This is a genomic window from Curtobacterium sp. NPDC089991 (genome assembly GCF_044748425.1).
In the GTDB taxonomy this organism is placed as follows: domain Bacteria; phylum Actinomycetota; class Actinomycetes; order Actinomycetales; family Microbacteriaceae; genus Curtobacterium.
On sequence record NZ_JBIVGB010000001.1, the window covers coordinates 757,622 to 781,295 of the forward strand.

General features: G+C 70.3%; 15 protein-coding genes. 2 read left to right on the top strand and 13 right to left on the bottom strand.

What is annotated here, in order from left to right; all coding sequences use genetic code 11:
- Positions 1-168 precede the first annotated feature (168 nt).
- From whiA to uvrB, 6 genes are all read right to left on the bottom strand, one after another.
- Positions 169-1,149 carry a DNA-binding protein WhiA gene (gene whiA, locus ACIPV1_RS03660; protein WP_402725772.1) on the bottom strand — a complete coding sequence of 327 codons (981 nt, stop codon included), beginning with the start codon at positions 1,147-1,149 and terminating at the stop codon, positions 169-171.
- Between the two features lie 75 nt (positions 1,150-1,224).
- On the bottom strand, positions 1,225-2,124 hold the full coding sequence (gene rapZ, locus ACIPV1_RS03665; RefSeq protein WP_111083956.1) for an RNase adapter RapZ: 900 nt from the start codon (positions 2,122-2,124) through the stop codon (positions 1,225-1,227).
- A 103-nt stretch (positions 2,125-2,227) separates the two neighbouring features.
- Positions 2,228-4,312, bottom strand: a complete 2,085-nt coding sequence (uvrC, locus tag ACIPV1_RS03670) for an excinuclease ABC subunit UvrC (protein WP_402725773.1) — start codon at positions 4,310-4,312, stop codon at positions 2,228-2,230.
- Positions 4,313-7,339 carry an excinuclease ABC subunit UvrA gene (gene uvrA, locus ACIPV1_RS03675; protein ID WP_228505224.1) on the bottom strand — a complete coding sequence of 1,009 codons (3,027 nt, stop codon included), beginning with the start codon at positions 7,337-7,339 and terminating at the stop codon, positions 4,313-4,315.
- 49 nt (positions 7,340-7,388) lie between these two features.
- Positions 7,389-8,306, bottom strand: coding sequence for an SDR family NAD(P)-dependent oxidoreductase (locus ACIPV1_RS03680; protein ID WP_123937834.1), 918 nt, complete (start codon positions 8,304-8,306; stop codon positions 7,389-7,391).
- Positions 8,296-10,368, bottom strand: a complete 2,073-nt coding sequence (gene uvrB, locus ACIPV1_RS03685; protein ID WP_111084166.1) for an excinuclease ABC subunit UvrB — start codon at positions 10,366-10,368, stop codon at positions 8,296-8,298. Before uvrB ends, ACIPV1_RS03680 begins: the two co-directional genes overlap by 11 nt.
- Positions 10,369-10,561: 193 nt before the next feature.
- Here uvrB and ACIPV1_RS03690 point away from each other — a divergent pair, with 193 nt between their 5' ends.
- The gene (locus ACIPV1_RS03690; protein WP_123937832.1) at positions 10,562-11,890 is read left to right on the top strand and encodes an MFS transporter; all 1,329 of its coding nucleotides are present in this window, start codon (positions 10,562-10,564) and stop codon (positions 11,888-11,890) included.
- A 289-nt stretch (positions 11,891-12,179) separates the two neighbouring features.
- On the opposite strand, the gene ACIPV1_RS03695 is transcribed toward ACIPV1_RS03690, so the two are convergent.
- From ACIPV1_RS03695 to ACIPV1_RS03720, 6 genes are all read right to left on the bottom strand, one after another.
- Positions 12,180-13,403, bottom strand: coding sequence for an acyltransferase (locus ACIPV1_RS03695; RefSeq protein WP_123937830.1), 1,224 nt, complete (start codon positions 13,401-13,403; stop codon positions 12,180-12,182).
- Complete coding sequence (locus tag ACIPV1_RS03700) at positions 13,400-14,941, bottom strand: class I adenylate-forming enzyme family protein (protein ID WP_123937827.1); 1,542 nt, start codon at positions 14,939-14,941, stop codon at positions 13,400-13,402. The genes ACIPV1_RS03695 and ACIPV1_RS03700 overlap by 4 nt, the downstream gene beginning before the upstream one ends.
- 22 nt (positions 14,942-14,963) lie before the next feature.
- Positions 14,964-16,007, bottom strand: a complete 1,044-nt coding sequence (locus tag ACIPV1_RS03705) for a BPSS1187 family protein (RefSeq protein ID WP_402725774.1) — start codon at positions 16,005-16,007, stop codon at positions 14,964-14,966.
- The gene (gene coaE, locus ACIPV1_RS03710) at positions 16,004-16,606 is read right to left on the bottom strand and encodes a dephospho-CoA kinase (RefSeq protein ID WP_123937821.1); all 603 of its coding nucleotides are present in this window, start codon (positions 16,604-16,606) and stop codon (positions 16,004-16,006) included. The genes ACIPV1_RS03705 and coaE overlap by 4 nt, the downstream gene beginning before the upstream one ends.
- Positions 16,607-16,697: 91 nt before the next feature.
- Positions 16,698-18,176: a 30S ribosomal protein S1 gene (gene rpsA, locus ACIPV1_RS03715; protein WP_111083948.1), complete on the bottom strand. Its 1,479-nt coding sequence runs from the start codon at positions 18,174-18,176 to the stop codon at positions 16,698-16,700.
- Between the two features lie 160 nt (positions 18,177-18,336).
- Positions 18,337-20,016: a DUF885 domain-containing protein gene (locus ACIPV1_RS03720; RefSeq protein ID WP_402725775.1), complete on the bottom strand. Its 1,680-nt coding sequence runs from the start codon at positions 20,014-20,016 to the stop codon at positions 18,337-18,339.
- 89 nt (positions 20,017-20,105) lie between these two features.
- Here ACIPV1_RS03720 and ACIPV1_RS03725 point away from each other — a divergent pair, with 89 nt between their 5' ends.
- Positions 20,106-20,891 carry a VOC family protein gene (locus tag ACIPV1_RS03725; protein WP_402725776.1) on the top strand — a complete coding sequence of 262 codons (786 nt, stop codon included), beginning with the start codon at positions 20,106-20,108 and terminating at the stop codon, positions 20,889-20,891.
- Positions 20,892-20,976: 85 nt separating this feature from the next.
- On the opposite strand, the gene polA is transcribed toward ACIPV1_RS03725, so the two are convergent.
- Complete coding sequence (gene polA, locus ACIPV1_RS03730; RefSeq protein ID WP_123294360.1) at positions 20,977-23,646, bottom strand: DNA polymerase I; 2,670 nt, start codon at positions 23,644-23,646, stop codon at positions 20,977-20,979.
- Positions 23,647-23,674 lie beyond the last annotated feature (28 nt).

Consider the following 23,674-nt stretch of genomic DNA (forward strand, 5'->3'; position numbering starts at 1 on the left):
CCCGCTGCCGCCCCCGCCCCGGCGGGGGGGTTTGCGGGCCCGCCGGGCGGGGGGCCCCCCCGGCCCCCCCCGCGGGGGGGGGGGGCGGGGGCCCCCCCCCCCCCCGGGCGGGGGGGGGGGGGCCCCGCGGCCCCCCCGCCTCCCGTCATGCAGGTCGGACGACCCGTCTCAGACGCCCTCGAGCTCCTCGGGGACGCTCGCTTCCGTCCCGGGGACGCCGAGGTCGGACGCGCGCTTGTCGGCCATGGCGAGGAGTCGGCGGATGCGACCGGCGATGGCGTCCTTCGTCATGGGCGGATCGGCGTGCTGGCCGAGCTCGTCGAGCGACGCGTCGCGGTGCTGCAGGCGCAGCGCGCCGGCGTACTGCAGGTGGTCGGGGACCTCGTCGCCGAGGATCTCGAGCGCGCGCTCGACGCGGGCGCAGGCGGCGACGGCGGCCTGCGCCGAGCGGCGGAGGTTAGCGTCGTCGAAGTTGACGAGGCGGTTCGCGGTCGCACGGACCTCGCGACGCTGCCGCATCTCCTCCCAGTCGGCGGTGGTGCGGGCGGCGCCCATCACCGTGAGCATCTGGCCGATGGCCTCGCCGTCGCGGATGACGACGCGGTGGACGCCACGGACCTCGCGGCCCTTCGCGGCGACGCCGAGACGCGACGCGGCGCCGACGAGGGCCATGGCGGCCTCGTTGCCGGGGCACGTGACCTCGAGCGCTGCGGCCCGGCCCGGGTCGGTCAGGGTGCCGGAGGCGAGGAACGCACCGCGCCAGATCGCGGCGAGGTCCTCGCGGTTGCCCGTGGTGAGCCGGTTCGGCAGCCCGCGGACGGGGCGACGACGGGCGTCCATCAGACCGGTCTGGCGTGCGAGGGTCTCCCCCGCCTCGAGCACGCGGACCAGGTAGCGGGTGCCACGACGGGACGACGCGGACGAGCCCACCGACGCCTCGCTGCGGACGCCGTACAGCTCGGCGAGGTCCTTGCGGACCCGGTGCACGATGATCCGGGTGTCGAGCTCCACCTCGACCGCGATGCGGCCCGAGATGACGTGCAGGCCACCCGCGAACCGGAGGATCGTGGCCAGTTCGGCGGCGCGGACCGTGTTGCGGTTCACGGCGACCCTGGCCAGTTCGTCCTTGACCTCGGCAGTCAACGGCACAGCATCATTCCTAACGTTCATCTGGTGGTCCCGCGATTCCGGCGGCACGTACGTGGGGAGCGGCCGGAGGGACGGTCACTCCCGGCCGAGATCTCGGTTCTTCACACGCACGGCGACGCCAGGCATCCCGCGGAGGAGGTTCGCCAACTCGGCGACGATGGCGACCGAGCGGTGCTTCCCGCCGGTACAGCCGATGGCGATCGTAGCGTGTCTTTTGTTCTCGCGCTGGTACCCCTCGAGCACCGGCTCGAGCACGGACACGTACCGATCGACGAACGGACGGGCTCCGGCCTGGGCCAGGACGTAGTCCGAGACGGGCTGGTCGAGGCCCGTGTGGGCCCGGAGTTCCGGGACCCAGTAGGGGTTCGGCAGGAACCGGACGTCGGCCACCATGTCGGCGTCGGCGGGCAGTCCGTACTTGAACCCGAAGCTCATGAGCGTCACCTGAACACCCACGAAGTGATCGTCAGCGAACTGCTCGGTGACGGTGTTCGCGAGCTGGTGGATGTTGAGGTCCGAGGTGTCGATCACCATGTCGGATGCCTCGCGCAGACCGGCCAACCGGGTCCGCTCGCGCGCGATGCCGTCGAGCAGGGTGTCCTCGCCCTGGAGCGGGTGGGGTCGTCGGACCTGCTCGAAGCGCCGCACCAGGACGGCGTCGGTGGCTTCGAGGAACAGCACCCGGACCCGTGCGGACGTGGTCGACCGCACCTGTTCGACCGCGTGCTCCGGGTCCGTGAAGAACCGTCCGCCGCGGACGTCGACGACCGTGGCGATCTTCGGGATCTTCTCGCCGGCGCGGTCGGCCAGCTCGGTGAGCGGTGCCAGCATCTGCGTCGGCAGGTTGTCGACGACGTACCAGCCGAGGTCTTCGAGGGCCTTGCCGACCGTCGAACGCCCGGCCCCGGACATGCCGGTGACGATGAGGATGTCGTGCTGCGACGCGTGCGCGGTCGCTGTGGCGCTGTCGGTCATCTGGGAGTGGACTCCGTCGTGGCGGCCCGGGCGCGTCGCCCGGGGAGGTCTCGGCTGCGGGACCAGGGTATCGCCCGACAGGTGTCGGGAGGCACGGGATGCGTCACGTGGGCAGCTGCGGACCGTCGTGGGTCACGTCGGGGACCCGCACCGGGCCCCCGGGGAGCGGCGCAGCGTCCGCAGGGTCCGCGGGGTCCGCGGTGTCCGTGAGGTCCGTCTCGGCGTCCGGCGCGCTCGTCGGGCTCGCCGCACTGGTGGCCGGCGCGCTCGTCGGGGTCTGCTGCAGCTTCGTGACGACCGCCGCGGCGGTCGCCGGACCGACACCGTTGACCTCGCTGATCTCGTCGGCCGTGGCCTCGCGCAGCCGTGCCACGGATCCGAAGTGCTTGAGCAGCGCATTCACCCGCGACGGCCCGAGCCCGGGGATCTCCGACAGCCGGGACCGCACGTCGCGCTTGCGGCGGGTGCGCTGGTGCGTGATCGCGAACCGGTGCGCCTCGTCGCGGATGCGCTGGATGAGGAAGAGCGCCTCGGAGTTGCGCGGCATGATCACCGGGAAGTCGTCGTCGGGCAGCCAGAGCTCCTCGAGACGCTTCGCGATGCCGACCAGCGCGATGTCACGCACCCCGGCTTCGTCCAGCGCACGCTTGGCGGCCTGCACCTGGGGCTGTCCACCGTCGACGATGAGCAGTTGCGGGCGGTAGGCGAACCGCTTCGAGGGCTTGGAGCCCTCGACCACCTCGGCGCTCGTCACGTCGGGGACGTCCGGCAGGTCGGCGTCCTCGTCGAGGCGCGCCAGGCGCCGGGTGAGCACCTGGTACATGCTGTCGGTGTCGTCGGTGGTCTCGGCGATCGTGTAGCGGCGGTACTGGTCCTTGCGGGGCAGGCCGTCCTCGAACACCACCATCGACGCCACGACGTTCGTGCCCTGCAGGTGCGAGATGTCGTAGCACTCCATGCGGAGCGGGGCCTCGGTCATGCCGAGGGCGTCCTGGATGTCGGCGAGGGCCGCGGAGCGCGTCGTGTAGTCGGCGGACCGCTTCGTCTTGTAGAGCATCAGCGCCTGGGCGGCGTTCTGCGCGGCCGTGCGGGCCAGGCCGGCACGGTCACCGCGTTGCGCCGTGCTGAGCTTCGTGCCGCGGCCGCCCCGTCGTTCGCTGAGCCACTGCTGCAGCGCGTCGGCGTCCTCGGGCAGGGTCGGCACCACGACCTCGCGCGGGGGTTCCTCGGCGACGGCGGCCGGTGTGAGCTCGTTGTCGGCGTAGACGCCCTGCACGATCTGCTCGACCAGCTCACCGGTCGAGATGTCGAGCTCCTTGTCGACGACCCATCCGCGGACACCGCGGATGCGCCCGCCACGGACCGAGAACAGCTGGACGGCGGCGGCGAGTTCGTCCTCGGCGATGCCGAACAGGTCGAGGTCGACCGAATCGCGGAGCACCACGGCGGACTTCTCGAGCACGGCCTCGAGCGCCTCGACCTGGTCGCGGAACTTCGCGGCCTGTTCGTACTGCATGGCGTCGGCCGAGGCGCCCATGCGCTGACGCAGCTCGGTGATCACCCGGCGGTCGTAGCTGTTCATGAACCGCACGAACTCCTCGACGAGCGCACGGTGCTCCTCGATGGTGACGCGCTGCGAGCAGGGGCCTCCGCACTTGCCGATCTGCCCGGGGAAGCAGGGCTTTCCCGTCTGCATCGCGCGCTTGTACGACGAGTCCGAGCAGGTGCGGATCGGGAACACCTTGATCATCAGGTCGATGGTGTCGTGCACCGCCCAGATCTTCGGGTACGGCCCGAAGTACTTCGCACCCTTGATCTTCCGGTTCCGCGTGACCATCACCCGTGGGGCCTCGTCCGCCATGGTGATCGCCATGTACGGGTACGACTTGTCGTCACGGAACTTGACGTTGAACGGCGGGTCGAACTCCTTGATCCAGGTGTACTCGAGCTGCAGTGCCTCGATCTCGGAGCCGACCGTCGTCCACTCCACGCTGCGGGCCGTCAGCACCATGCGCCGGGTGCGTTCGTGCAGCGTCGGCAGTGGTGCGAAGTAGTTGCTCAGCCGGGCGCGGAGGTTCTTCGCCTTGCCGACGTAGAGCACCCGGCCGGCCTCGTCACGCCAGCGGTAGACGCCCGGGTCGGTCGGGATCTCCCCCGCCTTCGGGCGCCACGGAACGGTGTCCGCCACCTACCGTGCACCCGCCTTCTGCTTGGTCGACTTGCCCGGTCGGCTCGCCGTGCGGGCCTCCACCGCCTGCTGCTTGCCGACCCGAGCGTCCTGTGCGTCGAAGATCTCCCGCAGGAAGACGCCCGTGAAGCTCTCCGGCACGTCGGCCACGTGCTCCGGGGTGCCGGTGGCGAGCACCGTACCGCCGCCGGCGCCACCCTCTGGGCCCATGTCGATGACCCAGTCGGCTGACTTGATCACGTCGAGGTTGTGCTCGATCGTGATGACGGTGTTGCCCTTGTCGACCAGGCTCTGCAGCACGATGAGCAGCTTGCGGACGTCCTCGAAGTGCAGACCCGTCGTCGGCTCGTCGAGCACGTACACGGTGCGGCCGTTCGAGCGGCGCTGCAGCTCGGTGGCGAGCTTGACGCGCTGTGCCTCGCCGCCGGAGAGCGTGGTCGCGCTCTGGCCGAGACGGACGTACCCGAGGCCCACGTCGACGAGCGTCGCCATGTACCGGTGGATCGCGGAGATCGGCTCGAAGAACTCGGCCGCCTCGCTGATCGGCATGTCCAGGACCTCGGAGATGCTCTTGCCCTTGTAGTGGACCTGGAGCGTCTCGCGGTTGTAGCGCGCGCCGCCGCAGACCTCGCACGCGACGTAGACGTCGGGCAGGAAGTTCATCTCGATCTTGATCGTGCCGTCGCCGGAGCAGTTCTCGCACCGGCCGCCCTTGACGTTGAAGCTGAACCGACCGGGCTGGTAGCCACGGGTCTTCGCCTCGGGTGTCTCGGCGAACAGCTGACGGATCCGGTCGAACACGCCCGTGTAGGTCGCCGGGTTCGACCGCGGCGTGCGGCCGATCGGTGCCTGGTCGACGTGCACGACCTTGTCCAGCTGGTCGAGGCCCTTGACACGGGTGTGCTTGCCGGCGATGTGCCGGGCGCCGTTGAGCTGGTTCGCGAGCACCTTGTACAGGATGTCGTTGACCAGGGTGGACTTGCCCGACCCGCTCACGCCGGTGACCGCGGTGAACACCCCGAGCGGGAAGTCGGCGTCGATCGTCTTGAGGTTGTTCGCCCGCGCGCCCTGCACGCTGATGGTGCGCTTCAGGTTGACCTTGCGACGCTCGGCCGGGACCTCGATCGCACGACGGCCGGCGAGGTAGTCCCCCGTCACCGACTCGCGGTTCGCGATGATGCCCTCGTACGAGCCCGAGTGCACGACGTTGCCGCCGTTGACGCCGGCCCCGGGGCCGATGTCGACGACCCAGTCGGCCGTGCGGATGGTGTCCTCGTCGTGCTCGACGACGATCAGCGTGTTGCCGAGGTCCTTGAGCTTGACCAGGGTGTCGATGAGACGGCGGTTGTCGCGCTGGTGCAGCCCGATGCTCGGCTCGTCGAGCACGTACAGCACGCCGGTCAGGCCGGAGCCGATCTGCGTCGCGAGGCGGATGCGCTGTGCTTCGCCACCGGACAGCCCACCGGCGCCGCGCGCCAGGGTCAGGTAGTTCAGGCCGACCTCGAGCAGGAACTCGAGGCGCGCCCGGATCTCGCGCAGGACCGCCGCGGCGATGTGCGCTTCGCGGTCGGTGAGCGTCAGGGTGTCCATGAACGCGTACGCGTTGTCGAGGGACATGTCGGTGACGTCGGCGATGCTGCGGCCGTCGACCGTGACCGCCAGGACCTCGGGCTTGAGGCGTGTGCCCTCGCACACCGGGCACGGGACCTCGCGCAGGTAGCCCTGGAAGCGCTGGCGCTGCGAGTCCGACTCGGCCTCGGCGAACTTGCGCTCGATGTAGGGCATGACGCCCTCGAACCCGCTGGTGTAGCGCATCTCGCGGCCGAAGCGGTTGCGCCAGGACACCGACACCTGGAAGTCCTTGCCCGTCAGGATCGCGGCCTGCACCGAGGCGTCGAGCTGGCTCCACGGGGTGTCGAGCGTGAACCCGAGGTCCTTGCCGAGGCCGGCCAGGAGCTTCTCGAAGTACGAGTACAGCCCGCTCGCGCCGGTCCAGGGCAGCAGGACGCCGTCGCGCAGCGAGGCATCGGGGTCGCCGAGCACCAGGTCCGGGTCCACCGACATGCGCGTGCCGAGCCCGGAGCACTCCGGGCAGGCACCGAACGGCGCGTTGAACGAGAACGTGCGGGGCTCGATCTCGGTCAGCGCGAGCGGGTGGTTGTTCGGACACGACAGGTTCTCAGAGTAGGTGCGCACGGCGCCGGGTCCGTCGTGGTCGACCAGGTCGATGCCGACGGTGCCACCGGTCAGGCGCAGTGCCGTCTCGAGCGAGTCGGTGAGCCGACCGAGGATGTCCTCGTTCGACACGAGACGGTCGACGATCACCGAGATGTCGTGCTTGACCTGCTTCTTGAGCTTCGGCGGGTCGCTGAGCTGGATGCGCTCACCGTCGACGATCGCGCGGGCGTAGCCGGACGCCGCGAGTTCCTGGAAGAGGTCGACGAACTCGCCCTTCTTCTTGGAGATGACCGGGGCGAGCACCTGGAAACGTGTGCCGGACTCGAACTCCATGAGCTGGTCGGCGATCTGCTGCACGGTCTGCTTGCTGATGACCTCGCCGCACGTCGGGCAGTGCGGCACCCCGATGCGCGCCCAGAGCAGACGCATGTAGTCGTAGACCTCGGTGATCGTGCCCACCGTCGACCGCGGGTTCCGGTTCGTCGACTTCTGGTCGATCGACACCGCGGGCGACAGCCCTTCGATGAAGTCGACGTCGGGCCGGTCGACCTGGCCGAGGAACTGCCTGGCGTACGCGGACAGGGACTCGACGTAGCGTCGCTGGCCCTCGGCGAAGATCGTGTCGAAGGCCAGTGACGACTTGCCGGATCCGGACAGGCCGGTGAACACCACGAGGGAGTCACGGGGGATCTCGAGGTCGACGTTCCGGAGGTTGTGCACCCGGGCCCCGCGGACGCTGAGCGTCGAGGAGCCGGTCGGGACGGTCACGCCGGGGAGGTGGGGGTCGGTCGGCTCGCCGAAGGCGTTCCGGCCCGAGGTCGCGGTGCCGCGGTCAGAGGTGATTGTCATCGCCGTCGATTCTACGAAAGGGGTCCGACATCCGCCCGCGAGTCGGTGGTCAGCCGAGTGCGTCGAGAGCGAACGCGACCCCGGAACGACGCTCGCTGGCCGTCCAGAGCCGAGCGGCGGCGGTCCGGTCGTGGGCGCGCGGCTCGGCACGGACCACGGCTGCGGGTCCGCGCAGCTGCATCCACCCGACCGGGCCCCAGTACTCCCCCGAGCGCACGTCCGCGGCGACCGCAGCGTGCACGAGGGGTTCGGCACCGGCGTCCTTGCCCTGGGCGTACAGCCGCTGCGCAGGCCGGGTCCACGCGGGTTCCGGGCGCGACGGTGCGACGTCCGGGCGCTCCGGCGAGAGCGCGTCGAGCGACAGCCCGGGGTGCGCGACCACGCTGGCGACGGACGAACCCGCATCCGCCAACCGCTGGGCGAGTTCGAAGCCGAACAGCATCACCGCGAGCTTGCTGCGGCCGTACTGCCGGTAGCTGGAGTAGTGGCCGACGCGGAACGGGTCGCCCGTGTCGAGGCTGGCCCACCGGTGTGCGATCGACCCGAGGTGCACGACGCGACCGCCACGCTGTTCGAGCAGCGGCATCGTCAGCGCCGTCCAGGCGAAGTGCCCCAGGTGGTTCGTGCCGATCTGCAGCTCGGTGCCCTGTGCGGTGGTGCTCGGGGTCGAGGCCCCGACGACGCCGGCGTTGTTCACGACCGCGTCGACGCCGTCCGGTTCGAGGGCCGCGAGCTCGTCGGCGGCGGCACGGACGGAGTCGAGATCGGCGAGGTCGAGCTGCACGTGCGCCAACGAGGCCCCGTCCACGTGCCGCCGGATGCTCTGTTCCGCCGCTGCGGCCCGACCCCGGTCGCGGGTGGCGAGCACGACCCGGTGCCCCGACGCGGCGAGCTGCTCGGCCGCGTGGTACCCGAGGCCCGCGCTCGCCCCGGTGACGACGACCGTGCGGCGATCTTCAGCTGACATGCCCGGCCGACTCCATCTGCCGCAGCGCCTTCTTCAGGTCCTGCACCTCGTCGCGGAGTCGCGCGGCGAGTTCAAACTTCAGCTCCGCTGCCGCCTGCAGCATCTGGTCGTTGAGGTCGCCGATCGTCGCCTCGAGCTGGGTCGCACCCTCGCCCGCGATGCCGCCGCGCTTCAGGTTGGGCGTGGGCGAGCGGCGACCGTCGGCGCCGGGACGACCCTGCAGCAGCGCCTTGGTGTCGTCGTTCTCGCGCTGCAGCACCTCGGTGATGTCGGCGATCTTCTTGCGGAGCGGCTGCGGGTCGATGCCGCGCTCCAGGTTGTACGCGACCTGCTTCTCGCGACGACGATCGGTCTCCTCGATCGCGGTCTTCATCGAGTCGGTCATCTTGTCGGCGTACATGAGCACCTGGCCCGACACGTTGCGGGCCGCGCGACCGATCGTCTGGATGAGCGACGTGGACGACCGCAGGAAGCCTTCCTTGTCGGCGTCGAGGATGGCCACCAGGGACACCTCGGGCAGGTCGAGGCCTTCTCGCAGCAGGTTGATGCCGACGAGCACGTCGTAGACGCCCTGTCGCAGTTCGGTCAGGAGCTCGACGCGCTTGAGCGTGTCGACGTCGGAGTGCAGGTACCGCACCCGCACACCGGCGTTGCCGAGGAAGTCGGTCAGCTCTTCCGCCATGCGCTTCGTCAGGGTCGTGACGAGCACGCGCTCGTCCTTGTCGACGCGCTGCTTGATCTCCTCGAGCAGGTCGTCGATCTGGCCGTCGCTCGGCTTCACCACGATCTCGGGGTCGACGAGGCCGGTCGGGCGGATGATCTGCTCGACGACGCTGTCCGTGATGCCGAGCTCGTACCGACCGGGCGTCGCCGACAGGAAGACCTTCTGCCCGACGCGGTCGAGGAACTCCTCGAACCGCAGCGGACGGTTGTCGAGGGCGCTCGGCAGCCGGAACCCGTGGTCGACGAGGGTGCGCTTGCGCGAGGCGTCGCCTTCGTACATCGCGCCGATCTGCGGCACGGTGACGTGCGACTCGTCGATGACGATGAGGAAGTCGTCGGGGAAGTAGTCGATGAGGCAGTGCGGTGCCTCGCCCGCGACGCGGCCGTCCATGTGCCGCGAGTAGTTCTCGATGCCGGAGCAGAAGCCGATCTGCTCCATCATCTCGATGTCGAACGTGGTGCGCATGCGGAGCCGCTGGGCCTCGAGCAGCTTGCCCTGTCCCTCGAGCTCGGCCAGGCGCTCGGCGAGCTCCGCCTTGATGTCGACGATGGCGCGGTGCATGACGTCGGTGTCGGCGACGTAGTGCGACGCCGGGAAGATCGACACGGCGGGCAGGTCGTTGATCACGTTGCCGGTCAGCGGGTGCAGGGAGGAGAGCGCTTCGACCTCGTCGCCGAACATCTCGATCCGGATGGCGTGCTCTTCGTACATCGGGATGATCTCGATGGTGTCGCCGCGCACGCGGAAGGTACCGCGAGCGAAGTCGACGTCGTTGCGCTGGTACTGCATCGAGACGAACTTGCGCACGAGCTGGTCGCGCGAGATCGTCTGCCCGACGTGCAGTGCCACCGAGGCGTTCATGTACTGCTCGGGTGTGCCGAGGCCGTAGATGCAGGACACCGTCGACACGACGACGACGTCGCGCCGGCTGAGCAGCGAGTTGGTCGTCGAGTGCCGGAGCCGCTCGACCTCGGCGTTGACCGAGGAGTCCTTCTCGATGAAGGTGTCCGTCTGCGGGACGTACGCCTCGGGCTGGTAGTAGTCGTAGTACGACACGAAGTACTCGACCGCGTTGTTCGGCATCAGACTGCGGAACTCGTTCGCCAACTGCGCGGCGAGGGTCTTGTTGTGCGCGAGCACGAGTGTCGGCCGCTGCACCTGTTCGATGAGCCACGCGGTCGTCGCCGATTTGCCCGTACCGGTCGCACCGAGCAGCACGACGTCGGTCTCACCGGCGTTGATGCGCCCGGCGAGCTCGGCGATGGCCGCAGGCTGGTCGCCACTCGGCGTGTACTCGCTGATGACCTCGAACGGACGTACCGCTCGGGTCGGTTCGATCGCAACACCCATGGGATCAACGGTAGTCGGCACCCCTGACACCGGCGCCCCTGCTCGCCCTGGGCGTATCGTCCTCGCCAAGCAGCCTCCAAGTCCGCTGATAACCAGCGGGCATAGCGTCCGGTCCGTTCAGCAACCCGATCGCTCCGCACGTCCCCGACGAGCCAGCACGAGCCACACCCGAAGAGGCCCCATGACGACGGCGACCCCCGCCGCACCGACGAAGGGCACCCCGTTCCGCGGACGCATCCGCGGACGAGTGCTCCTCCTGCTCTGCTGCATGTACGCGATCTCGTACATCGACCGGACGAACATCTCGACGGCGCTGCCGCACATCACCGAGGAGTTCGGCTTCAACGAGGCCACCGCGGGCCTGATCGTGTCCGCGTTCTCGCTGCCGTACGCGCTGCTGCAGGTGTTCGGCGGCACGATCAGCGAGAAGTTCGGGCCGCGCAAGGCCCTCTTCGTCATCACCGTGGTGTGGGGCGTCGCGACACTGTGGACCGGCTTCGCGGTCGGCTTCTGGACCCTGTTCGCGGCCCGGGCGCTCCTCGGGCTCAGCGAGGCCGCGGCGTTCCCGACCGCGACCCAGGCCATGACCCGCTGGATCCCCCGCGACCGCAACGGCTTCGCGCAGGGCGTCGTGCACTCCGCGGCCCGGCTCGGCAACGCGCTGGCCCCGCTGCTCGTCGCCTGGGTGATCGGTTCGACGGGCAGCTGGCGGTGGGCGTTCTTCGCCACAGCGGTCCTGTCCTTCGCCTGGGGCATCGTCTGGTTCGTCTGGTTCCGCGACAAGCCCGAGTCCACGAAGGGCATCACGCAGGTCGAGATCGACGAGCTCCCGCCCGTCGAGACGCGTGCGACCCGTCCGCCGGTGCCGTGGCGGCAGATGGCGCGGCAGATCCTGCCGGTGACCTTCGTCGACTTCGGCTACGGCTGGACCCTCTGGGTGTTCCTCACGTGGCTGCCGACGTTCCTCAGCTCGACCTACGGGCTCGAGATCGGCGACTTCGCGCTGTTCACCACGCTCATCCTGCTCGCCGGCGTCGTCGGGGACACGGTCGGCGGCATGCTCAGCGACCGGATCATCCACCGCGGCGGCAACACCCGGAACGCCCGACGGACCGTCCTGGTGATCGGACTCGGCGGGTCGCTCGTCTGCCTCATCCCGCTCGTCATCGGGCAGGGCCTGCTCGTCGCGACGATCTCGCTCGCGCTGTCGTTCTTCTTCCTGGAGCTCTGCAACGCGAACCTCTGGGCGATCCCGATGGACGTCGCCCCGCAGTGGTCCGGCACCGCGTCCGGCTTCATGAACACCGGCTTCGGCATCGCCGGCGTGGTCTCCCCCATTGTCTTCGGGCTGCTCATCGACGCGTCCGACTGGCAGCTGCCGTTCGCCCTGTCGTGCGTGCTGCTCGGCGCCGCGGCGGTCGTCGCGTGGTTCATGAAGCCGCAGCGGCTCACGTCGACGAACGGCGTCCTCGAGGTCGGCACCCCCGCCGCCGAGCAGCGCGCCGCCTGACCCGCGACTCGCGCTGTCAGCGGCACGCCGCGCCGGATCGGGCGTACGTGGTCGAGAGGAACGACCAGGTACGCCCGATTCCGCTGTCCGCAACGGGACCCGCGGGCGTGCGCGCGGCCCTGGTGGTCCCCAGGAGGCGGACGGGAGGCACGGGTCTGGGCCGACCCGCGCCTCCCGTCCGCCGCGCAGCGCCTCCACCGCCGCGACGCGCACCCGCCGCCGCGCACAGCAAGCAGGAACGGGCGTCCCTGGTCGGGAGGACCGACCAGGGACGCCCGGAACGCACGGGTCAGCGCTGCGGGCTGCGCGCCCGACGCTGGGCGCGGGACGCGAGCGACGGCCGGCCGGTGAGCGGCACGCTCAGCGGAGTCCACCGGAACGCCTCGGTGACCGCCACGGACAGCACCACCACGAGCAGGTACGTGACGAGCGTCAGCCACGGCCGCGGCACCACGGCCTCGAGCCAGCTGTCGCCGTACAGCAGGATCCAGATGAGGAACGGGTGGCTCAGGAAGATCCCGAACGACCGGTCCGAGGCGTAGTCGATGAAGCGCGCGACCGGGCTGCCGGGACGCCGACGATCCGCCCAGCGCGCACCGATCGCCAGGAACCCGACGAAGACCGCGGTGCTCCACACGGCCTCGATCGGTTGCAGCGGTGTCCCGGCGGCGTAGAGCGACTGGCCGAGGGCGACCTGGAGCGCCCAGACGCCGAGCGTCAGCGCGCCGACGCCGGCGAACGCCCAGAGCACGGCCCGGCGGTGCACCCGGATGAACCGGAGGAACGCGTCGGCGTGGTCGGCGGCGATCGCCCCGGAGACGATGAAGAACACGTACGAGAAGAAGAACTGCTTCTGGTACCCGTGCAGCCAGGCGTCGCTCGCCGGGAAGTACTTGTAGCCGGCGAACTCGACGAGCTGCACCACCAGCGCCACGACGAGCGTCGTGACGTGGTGCCCGCGGGTCTTCCGGACCAGCCACACGACGACCGGCAGCAGCAGGTACACCTGCATGGTCACGAGCAGGAAGTACAGGTGGTACCAGGACGAGCCGGTGACGATGCCCTCGGCGAGGGTGCGCACCAGGTCGGGCACGTCGCCCCGACGGGTGCTGCTGAGGAGCCAGCTCGACCCGACGTACACGAACGACCACGCCAGGTACGGCACCCCGACGAGCAGGAACCGCTTCGGCCAGAACTGCGCCATCGGCCGCGGTCGCAGCGTGTAGCTGTAGACGAGCACGAACGCCGTCAGCGAGAAGAAGACGAGCCGGGTGAAGTGCAGCAGGGCGAGCAGCGCGTTCAGGCCGACGTCGTCGGAGGCGGCGGTGTGGCTGGTGGTGTGCACGCCGATGACGCAGGCGAAGGTCAGGATCCGGAGGACGTCGACCTCGTACAGGTGGCGTGGCTTGCCCGCCGCGGTGCGGGTCGGGGTCTGGACCTGCGGCTGCGGCTGGGCCTGTGGCTGCGGCTGCGGCTGCGGCTGCGGCTGGGCCTGCGGCTGGGCGCCGGTCACGACGGCTGCGCCATCGTCCGCACCTTCGCCCGCTGCACCTTGCCGGTGGGCGCGCGCGGCAGGTCGGGGACCACGATGATCTCGACGGGGCGGCGGAAGCGGGTCAGGTGGGCCTCGGCGCGCGCGGTCAGGTCGGCGACGAGCGCAGCGGCGTCGACCGGCGCCGCAGCGGCGTCGACCGCGTCGGCTGCGTCCGCTGCGTCGGCTTCGCCCTGCTGCAGGATCACGTACGCCACCGGGACGGCCCCGAGCACCTCGTCCGGCCGCCCGACCACGACGGCCTCGAGCACCCGGGGGTCGCCGAGCAGGACGTCCTCGACCTCGGAGGGGTAGACCTTCTCGCCGCCACGGTTGATGACGTCGTCGGAGCGTCCGGCGAGCGAGACCCAGCCGTCCGCAGCGACGGATCCCACATCTCCCGTGCTCAGCCAGCCGTCGGCGTCGAAGCGGTCGGATGCGCGCCCGAACAGGTAGCGCCCGACGATCCCCGGGCCGCGCACCCACAGTGCACCGACCTCGTCGGCGGGCAGGGCTGCGCCGTCCTCGCCGCGTGCCTGCACCTCGGACCCGACGGGCACGCCGACGGTCCCGGGGCGAGCAGGCGCGTCGAGCGGCGTCGCGGTGATCTGCGACGCACCTTCGGTCATCCCCCAGCTCACGACCAGCGGGACGTCCCCGAGTGCCGTGCGCACCGGGTCCGGCAGCGGTGCCGAAGCACTCCGGACGAACCGGAGGCCCTCCGGGAAGTCCAGTGGCCCGGTCTTCGCGAGCACGGCGAGGATCGCCGGCACCGCGTTCAGCCAGGTGATGCGCCGCTCGGCGAGCAGTTCCCAGAACCCGGTCCGCCGGAAGCGCACGTCGAGCACGAGCGTCGCCCCGGCGACGAGCGTCGCCAACAGGCCGACGACCTCGGCGTTGACGTGGAACAACGGCAGCGAGTTGAACCCGCGGTCGCGGCCGGTCAACCCGTTGTGCAGCGCGACCGCCCGCGCGACGAACAGCAGCTGCGACTCCGGCAGCTCGACGCCCTTCGGAGCGCCGGTCGACCCGGAGGTGAAGAGCACCACGGACCCCTCGCCCGGTGCGTCCGGACTCTGCGTGGGCACGTCACCGTCACGGACGGCTGCCGGGAGGAACGTGGCCGCGTCGACCCCGCTGGCGGGCACCCCGGGGACGGTCCCGTCCACGGCACGGTCCGACACCACGATCGAGGCCCCGCCCATCAGGTCGGCGAGTCGGGCCGGCTCGGTCGCCGGCTGTCCGGTGTCCACCGGGACGGCACGGCGCCCGGTCGCCACGGCGGTCAGGTGCACCACGGCGAACGCGAGGGGGTCGCCGACGTCGACGAGGACGGCTCCGGAGGCGGGCACGCCGATCGCGTCGAACGTCGCGGACCAGGCGGTCACGGCATCCTCGAGCGCTCGGTAGGTCAGGACGCGCGCAGAACGGGCGTCCTCCAGGTAGGGGCGCTCGGGGCTCTCCGCCGCGCGGTCGCGGATGAGCGAGCGCAGATCGGGTTCTCCGTCGACGGGCTGCACCAGCAGAGGCTATTGCGCGAGCCTATGAGCCGTCAGAGGGGAACCGGTGCAGCATCCACTGCCAGAGCGCGGTAATCCTGGGTTCCCCGTCCGGTCCGAGCGGCGTGGAGTCCTTGATGATGAACGAGTGCGCCTTCCCCCGGCCCCGGACGTCGGTCAGGATCGCGTGCGGGTCCGCGCCGGCGAGCGGTGGATCGGTGTCCGTCCGGAAGGGGCCGTCGACGCCGTCGAGCCCGAGGACCCGCCACGACCCGGTGATCCGCGGGCCGAAGGTGTCGCGGACGTCGTCGACGGCGTACATCCGGTCGACGGGGGTCTTGCCGGGGCGGTTCATCCACGCCGCGTGCGACGGCCCCCGTGACTCGACGGGCGACGAGAACATCAGCGCGCCGCGGACGGACCGGATGTGCGCGATGTACGCCGCCTCGCCGCCGCCCTGGGAGTGTCCGGCCACGACGATGTCCTGCCAGGCGATGTCGTCGTCACCCTGCACGAAGCGGCCCCACCCGCCGTCGGGGTCGTGGTCGTCGAGGTAGGCCACCGCGTCACGGAAACGCGACACGATCGACCCGGCGGGCGTCACCGAGCTGAACTCGGACTGACGGGTGCCGTCGAACCGGTTGCGTTGCACCATGCCGTAGCAGCGGGCGTCGGACTCACACGTGCCGGACAGGGTGCGACCGAGGTTCCAGTAGTCCAGCCCGAGCACGTGGTACCCGTCCGCCAGGGCCTGCCCGAGGAACCGCTGGTACTCCGCCGGGCGCGACCTCGTGGCGGGCAGGAACAGCAGCAGGGGGCCGTCCGCCGAGGTGCGGGCGGCGAAGTCGTCGCGGTTCGGGGTGAGCCGCTCGCCGCCCACGGTGCCGAGCCGGAAGCGGTGGAACTCCCCCTCGGGTCCGCGCTCGTCGCCCGACGGTGGCTCGTCGGCGTGCGAGCGGTCGATCGTGGGGACGCGTCCCTCGTCCTCGATGCGCTGCGCACCGAGCAGGTTCGCCGCGACCAGCGCACCGCCGCCGATCGCGACGAGCACGATCGCGGCGAGGACGAGCAGCAGACGGTGCTTCACGAGGTGATCCGCGACCACACCTCGTCGGCCGATCGGATCGTCTGGTCGAGGGTGCCCGTCGCGTCGACGACGTGGTCGGCGAGTGCGAGTCGGTCGGCGTCGCTCGCCTGTGCGGCCACCCGGCGCTCGGCCTCGTCGCGTTCCATGGCACGGTGCTCCACCAGCCGCTCGATGCGCTGCGCAGCGGGGGCGTCGACGACCACGACCGCATCGAACCGGAGCGGGCGGGATCCGCGGGCCTCGGCGAGCAGGGGTACGTCGTACACGACGACCGCGTCCGGGTCGGCGGCCTCGGCCGCGTCGAAGGCACGCTGCGCGAGCCGCCAGACCTCGGGGTGGGTGATCGCCTCGAGGTCCTTGCGTGCCGCCGGGTCGGAGAACACGATCGCTCCGAGCGCGGGACGGTCGAGCGAGCCGTCGGCCGTGATCACCGAGGAGCCGAACCGCTTGGCGACCTGCGCGAGCCCAGGGCTGCCGGGTGCGACGGCATCCCGTGCCAGCCGGTCGGCGTCGACGACGATGCCGCCGTGCTCCGCCCACCGCTTGGAGACCGTCGACTTGCCCGCGGCGATGCCGCCCGTGAGACCGATGATGCGCACTGCGACAGGCTAACGACCCGCAGCGTGGAAACGCCGGAAGCCCGGCACCCCCTGGGGGATGCCGGGCTTCCGGTCAGTGCGACTCGCTCGATCAGTTGGTCGAGCTGAGCTTCTCGCGGAGCGCCGCCAGCGAAGCGTCGTCGGCGAGGGGGCTTGCACCACCGGTCTCGCTCGAGAACGACGACGAGGAGGAAGCGGACGACGTCGATGCGCCGGCCGGGAGGTCGAAGCCACCCTTTTCCTCGTCGGCGATGGTCTTCGCGACCTGCGCCTTGTGGGCTTCCCAACGACCCTGGGCGGCCGCGTACTGGCCCTCCCACTCGGTGCGCTGGGTGTCGTAGCCCTCGAGCCACTCGTTCGTCTCCGGGTCGAAGCCGTCCGGGTACTTGTAGTCACCCTTGTCGTCGTACTCGGTCGGCATGCCGTAGAGCGCCGGGTCGAACTCGGTGCCCTCGGGGTCCACGCCCTCGTTCGCCTGCTTGAGGCTGAGCGAGATGCGGCGACGGTCGAGGTCGATGTCGATGATCTTGACGAAGACCTCGTCGTTGACCGAGACGACCTGCTCGGCGAGCTCGACGTGCTTGTTCGAGAGCTCGGAGATGTGCACCAGCCCCTCGATGCCATCGGCAACACGGACGAAGGCACCGAACGGGACGAGCTTCGTGACCTTGCCCGGTGCGATCTGACCGATCGCGTGGGTGCGGGCGAAGACCTGCCACGGGTCCTCCTGCGTCGCCTTGAGCGAGAGCGACACGCGCTCACGGTCCAGGTCGACCTCGAGGATCTCGACGGTGACTTCCTGACCGACCTCGACGACCTCGCTGGCGTGCTCGATGTGCTTCCAGCTGAGCTCGGAGACGTGGACGAGACCGTCGACGCCGCCGAGGTCCACGAACGCACCGAAGTTGACGATCGAGGACACGATGCCCTTGCGGACCTGGCCCTTGTGCAGGTTGTTGAGGAACGTGGTCCGGGACTCGGACTGCGTCTGCTCGAGGAGCGCACGGCGCGACAGGACCACGTTGTTGCGGTTCTTGTCGAGCTCGAGGATCTTCGCCTCGATCTCCTGGCCGAGGTACGGCGTGAGGTCGCGGACGCGACGGAGCTCGATGAGCGAGGCGGGGAGGAAGCCGCGGAGACCGATGTCGACGATCAGGCCACCCTTGACGACCTCGATGACCGTGCCGGTCACGACGCCGTCGGACTCCTTGATCTTCTCGACGTCGCCCCATGCGCGCTCGTACTGCGCACGCTTCTTGGACAGGATGAGGCGGCCTTCCTTGTCCTCCTTCTGGAGGACCAGGGCCTCGACCTCGTCGCCGACCTTGACGACCTCGTTGGGGTCGACGTCGTGCTTGATCGAGAGCTCGCGCGAGGGGATGACGCCCTCGGTCTTGTAACCGACGTCGAGGAGGACCTCGTCGCGGTCGATCTTCACGACGGTGCCGGAGATGAGATCACCGTCGTTGAAGAACTTCAGGGTCTTCTCGACCTCGGCCAGGAAGTCATCAGCCGAACCGATGTCGTTGATGGCGACCTGCTTAGGAGCCTTGGTCGTAGTGGTTGTCATGTAGAGATTGCTCCGAACGGACATGAGTCGGGCCGTGGCGTGCGGGGAGTCGAGACCCCCGTGGTGCTCCGCCGTGGCGATTGATTGAGTGGCGCGGATTGCGCCGCACAAGTCTAACCGCACCGGCGGAGCCCCCACAACCGGGCGTGTCACCCGCGCGTCAGCCGAGCAGCGCGCTCCGCAGCGTGTCGAGACCGATGCTGCCGAGGGCGAGCGCACGACGGTGGAACGACTTCAGGTCGAAGTCGGCGCCTTCGCGGGCGGCGACCTCGTCGCGGATCGACTCCCACACGCGCTGGCCCACCTTGTACGACGGCGCCTGTCCTGGCCACCCGAAGTACCGCGCGACCTCGAACTGCACGAACGCGTCGTCCATGTTCACGTTCTCGCGCATGAAGTCGAGGGCGTACTCCCACGTCCAGCCGCCGCCGTCCGGGTTGGTCTTCTGCAGGTGCACGCCGATGTCGAGCACCACGCGGGCGGCACGCATGCGCTGGCCGTCGAGCATGCCCAGCCGGTCGCCGTCGTCGTCGAGGAACCCGAGCTGCTCCATCAGGCGCTCGGCGTAGAGCGCCCAGCCCTCGACGTGTCCGGACGAGCCGGACAGCTGGCGACGCCACGTGTTCAGCTCACCGCGGTTGTAGACGCCCTGGCTGATCTGCAGGTGGTGGCCGGGGACGCCCTCGTGGTAGACGGTCGTCTTCTCGCGCCAGGTGCCGAACTCGGTGACGCCCTCGGGCACCGACCACCACATCCGGCCAGCGCGCGAGAAGTCGTCGGACGGCCCGCTGTAGTAGATGCCGCCCTCCTGCGTCGGGGCGATGCGGCACTCCAGCCGGCGGATCGGGTCCGGGATGTCGAAGTACGTGCCGGCCATCGCCGCGACGGAGGCGTCGCTCGTCTCCTGCATCCAGCGCTGCAGCGCGTCCGTGCCGTGCAGGATCCGCGACGGGTCGGTGTCCAGCACCTCGATCGCCCGGGCCACGCTCGCACCCGGTTCGATCCGGTCCGCGATCCGCTCCTGCTCGTCACGCATGCGGGCGAGTTCCTCGAGGCCCCACTCGTACGTCTCGTCGAGGTCGACGACGGCACCGAGGAACCGGCGGGAGTGCAGCTCGTAGGCCTCGCGCCCGACGGCGTCGACCGGGGTGGCGAGCGGCAGCAGCTCGTGCTCGAGGAACTGCCCGAGGCTCCGGTACGCAGCCGACGCGACCTCGGCCCCTCGGGTCAGCTCGGCACGGAGCGAGTCCGGCACGGGAGAGCCGTCGTCGAACGCCGCACCCTCGGCGAGCCGGCGGAAGAAGCCGTCCTCGGCACCGTTGCGGGCAGCCTGTTCCGCGACCAGGGCGACCTGCCGCTTCGCCGGGGTCACGTCCTCGCGCGTGCCCTCGAGCAGGGTCTCGCGGATGCCCTCGAGCGCGTCCGGCAGCGCGTGCAGTCGGCTGGCGACGTCGTGCCAGTCCGACTCGGTCGCCGTCGGCATCAGGTCGATGATCTCGCGGACTGACTGGGCCGGGCTCGCGATCACGTTGAGGTCGCGGAGGTGCAGCTTCCGCGCGTACGACTCCTGCACCAGGTCGAGTTCGGCACCGAGGTCCGCCTTCGTGACCTCGTCGACTGGGTCCACCACGGCCGCGGCGTCGAGCTCGCGCTTCGCCGCCCGTGCCGCGTCGGCCAGGGCGGCCGCGCCGGCGGGCGAGGTGTCGCCGTACTCCCCCGTGCGACCCGGCACACCGATGTACGTGGCCGTCGTCGGGTCGAGGTCGACGAGGGTGGCGACCCATCCCTCGGCCACGCGGTCGACGGCGGTCTGCTGGCGGACGGGACGCTCTTCGCTCATGCTCCGACCCTACCGACCGGCTCGGACGACGGACAGCGGTCCTAGGATCGTGGCCACCGGGACCGTCCGGTCAGAGGAAAGGATGTTGCATGTCCGAACACGATGGTCGCTGGACCGAGGGCACGCCCTGCTGGTCCGACCTGGGTGTGCCCGACGTGGACGCGGCCCGCACCTTCTACACCGACGTGTTCGGGTGGCACGTCGAAGACGGCCCCGCCGAGGCCGGTGGGTACGTCACGGCGCTCCTCGGTGGCCGCCCGGTCGCCGGGATCGGTCCGCTCACGGGCGAGGGACAGCCACCGAGCTGGACGGCGTACCTCGCCACCGACGACGTCGATGCCATCACCGCTCGCGTCATCACCGCAGGCGGCAGCGTCCTGACACCCGCGTTCGACGTGCTCGATGCCGGTCGGATGGCGATCGCCGCCGACCCGACGGGTGCGGTCGTGGGACTCTGGCAGGCAGGGGCGCACGACGGCTCCGGTCGGGTCAACGAGCCCGGTGCTCCGTGCTGGGCCGAGGTGCACACGCGCGACGCCGAGGCGGCGAAGGCCTTCTACACGGCCCTGTTCGGCTGGTCGTACGACGTGTTCGGCGATCCGTCGGAGCCCTACGCCTCGGCGAAGCTGCCCGGAGCGCCCGCCGAGGCCGACCCGGTCGCCGGCGTCTTCGCGCCACCAGGCGGCCTGCCGGAGGGCGTCCCGGCGTACTGGTTGACGTGGTTCGGCTCGGACGACACCGACGGGACCGTCGACTTGGCGGTCCAGCGGGGCGGGACCGCCCTGATGGAACCGTTCGACAGCCCGTTCGGGCGCTCGGCGATCGTGCTCGGCCCCCAGGGCGAGGTGTTCGGCGTCGTCGCGATGCCGGCCTGAGGGCCCGGCCACGAACGGACGGGAGGCCCGGTGCCAGCTGGCACCGGGCCTCCCGTCCGTCCTGTGGTCGCGTCGCGACCCGCGGTCAGTGCGCCGCGCTCTCCCAGTTCGCGCCGAGACCGACCGAGACGTCGAGCGGCACGGTGAGTTCGGCGGCGTTGCCCATCCGGGTGCGCAGGATCTCCTCGACGCGGTCCTGTTCACCGGGCGCGACCTCGAGGATGAGCTCGTCGTGCACCTGGAGCAGCAGGTGCGACTCGAGTCCGCCGTCGCGCAGGTCCTGGTCGACGCCGAGCATCGCGATCTTCATGATGTCGGCCGCCGAGCCCTGGATCGGCGCGTTCAGCGCAGCGCGCTCGGCGTTCTCGCGCAGGACGCGGTTCGGGCTCTTCAGGTCCGGGAACGGCCGGCGACGACCGAAGATCGTCTCGGTGTAGCCGTCCTCGCGCGCCTGCTCGACGACGTTGCGCAGGTAGTCGCGCACGGCGCCGAAGCGGGCGAAGTACTCGGTCATGAGCGTCCGGGCCTCGGACTGCTCGATGCGGAGCTGCTTCGACAGCCCGAACGCGCTCAGCCCGTAGGCCAGGCCGTACGACATCGCCTTGACCTTGGTGCGCATCTCGGCGGAGACCTCGGCCGGCTCGACACCGAACACGCGGGCGCCGACGAAGCGGTGCAGGTCCTCGCCCTCGTTGAAGGCCTGGATGAGACCGGGGTCGCCGGACAGGTGCGCCATGATGCGCATCTCGATCTGCGAGTAGTCGGCCGTGATGAGCGTCGTGTACGGCTCCGCGACGGCGAACGCCGACCGGACCCGGCGTCCGACCGCGGTCTTCACCGGGATGTTCTGCAGGTTCGGATCGGTCGACGAGATGCGGCCGGTGCTGCTGCCGGTCTGCTCGTACCGGGTGTGGATGCGCCCGTCGACGATCGCCGCGTCGAGCGTGTCGACGATCTGGCGGAGCTTCGTGGCGTCGCGGTGCTGCAGGAGCAAGCCGAGGAACGGGTGCGGGTGCTGCTCCTGCAGGTCGGCCAGGCTCGCGGCGTCGGTCGAGAACCCGGTCTTCGTCTTGCGGGTCTTGGGCATCGCGAGCTCGGTGAACAGGACTTCCTGCAGCTGCTTCGGGGACCCGAGGTTCACCTCGTGCCCGATCTCGGCGAACGCCTGCTGCGCCAGGTCGGCGGCACGCTCCCCCAGTTCCTTCGACAACCCCGTGAGCACCGGTCGGTCGATGCCGACACCGATCGTCTCCATGCTCGCGAGCACCGACACCAGCGGGAGCTCGATGTCGTCGAGGACCTTGAGCGACGACTCGTCGATCCGGGCACGGAGCGCCGTGGTGACCCGCAGGACGAACCACGCGTGGACGCCGACGTTGACCGGGTCGGTCTCCGGCACGAGCTGGTTCGGGTCGGCGGTGGGGAGCTCTTCGCCGAGCTCCTGGTAGACGAGGTCGGCCAGCGGCTGCCCCTGCTTGCCGGGCTGGGCGAGCCAGCCCGTGATGCGTGCGTCGCCGGCGATGCCGTTCACGACGAAGCCCGCGGTCGCGAGCACCTTGATCGCGGTCTTGGCGTCGTGGAAGTGCTTCGGGGCGTCGGAGGCGAACCACGCCGACAGCTGCTCGTAGTCCTTCGCGCCGCTGCCACCGGGCACCTGGACGGCGTCGTCGTGGGTGGCGATGCCGATGGTGCTGAGTCGGCCGTCGATGACCTCGACCGCGACGCCGTAGCCGTTCGCCGCCTCGGACGCGTTGCGGCGCTCGAGCCAGTACCCGAGTTCCTCGTCGATCAGGGTCTTCACCGACGGCGGGGTCGCGGCGCCGTCGGTCACCCCGCCCTCTGCCGGCTGCTCGGATGGTTCACCGGAGCCGGCGACCTTGAAGACGCGGTCGAGCAGCGTGCGGAACTGCAGCTTGGCGAACAGCTCGCGCACGGCGGTCTCGTCGAGGGGCCGGAGCGCGACGTCGGCCGGACCGACGGGCAGTTCGACGTCGGTGACCAGGCGGTTGAGCCGGCGGTTGCGGACGGCACGGTCCTGCTGCTCGCGCAGGTTGTTGCCGACGACGCCCTTGATCTCGTCCGCGTGTTCGAGGACCCCCTCGAGCGAGCCGTACTGCGTGACCCACTTCACCGCGGTCTTCTCGCCGACCTTGTCGATGCCGATCAGGTTGTCGCTGGTCTCGCCGACGAGCGCGGCGATGTCCGGGTACTGGTGCGGCTCGATGCCGTAGCGCTCGTACACCTTGTCGCGGTCGTACCGGGTGAGCTCGGAGACGCCACGGACCGACGGGTACAGCAGCGTCACGTCGTCGTTGACGAGCTGGATGGCGTCGCGGTCGCCGGAGACGACGTACACCTGGTACCCCTGCGCAGCACCCTGGGACGACAGGGTCGCGAGGATGTCGTCGGCCTCGTAGTCCTCCTTCGTCACCGTCGTGATGCCCATCGCCTCGAGCGCCTGCTGCAGCAGCGGGATCTGCCCCTTGAACTCGGCCGGGGTCTCGGAGCGGGTGCCCTTGTACGCCTCGTACTCACGGGTGCGGAACGAGAACCGGGAGATGTCGAACGCCACCGCCAGGTGCGTCGGCTTCTCGCGCTGCAGGAGCATGAGCAGCATCGAGATGAAGCCGTGGATGGCGTTCGTGTGCTGCCCGTCGCGGTTCACGAAACTGTCGACCGGCAGCGCGTAGAAGGCCCGGAAGGCGAGCGAGTGGCCGTCGATGACCATGAGGGTAGGCTTTGCGGAGTCCGACACCCGGACAGCCTACCGACGCCATCCGACA

Bases quoted from the DNA above. Each gene is read 5' to 3' on its own strand.
- rapZ (WP_111083956.1), bottom strand. From the start codon at position 2,124: ATGACCGACAGCGCCACAGCGACCGCGCACGCGTCGCAGCACGACATC.
- ACIPV1_RS03690 (WP_123937832.1), top strand. From the start codon at position 10,562: ATGACGACGGCGACCCCCGCCGCACCGACGAAGGGCACCCCGTTCCGC.
- ACIPV1_RS03680 (WP_123937834.1), bottom strand. From the start codon at position 8,306: ATGTCAGCTGAAGATCGCCGCACGGTCGTCGTCACCGGGGCGAGCGCG.
- uvrA (WP_228505224.1), bottom strand. From the start codon at position 7,339: ATGACAATCACCTCTGACCGCGGCACCGCGACCTCGGGCCGGAACGCC.
- ACIPV1_RS03725 (WP_402725776.1), top strand. From the start codon at position 20,106: ATGTCCGAACACGATGGTCGCTGGACCGAGGGCACGCCCTGCTGGTCC.
- ACIPV1_RS03720 (WP_402725775.1), bottom strand. From the start codon at position 20,016: ATGAGCGAAGAGCGTCCCGTCCGCCAGCAGACCGCCGTCGACCGCGTG.
- rpsA (WP_111083948.1), bottom strand. From the start codon at position 18,176: ATGACAACCACTACGACCAAGGCTCCTAAGCAGGTCGCCATCAACGAC.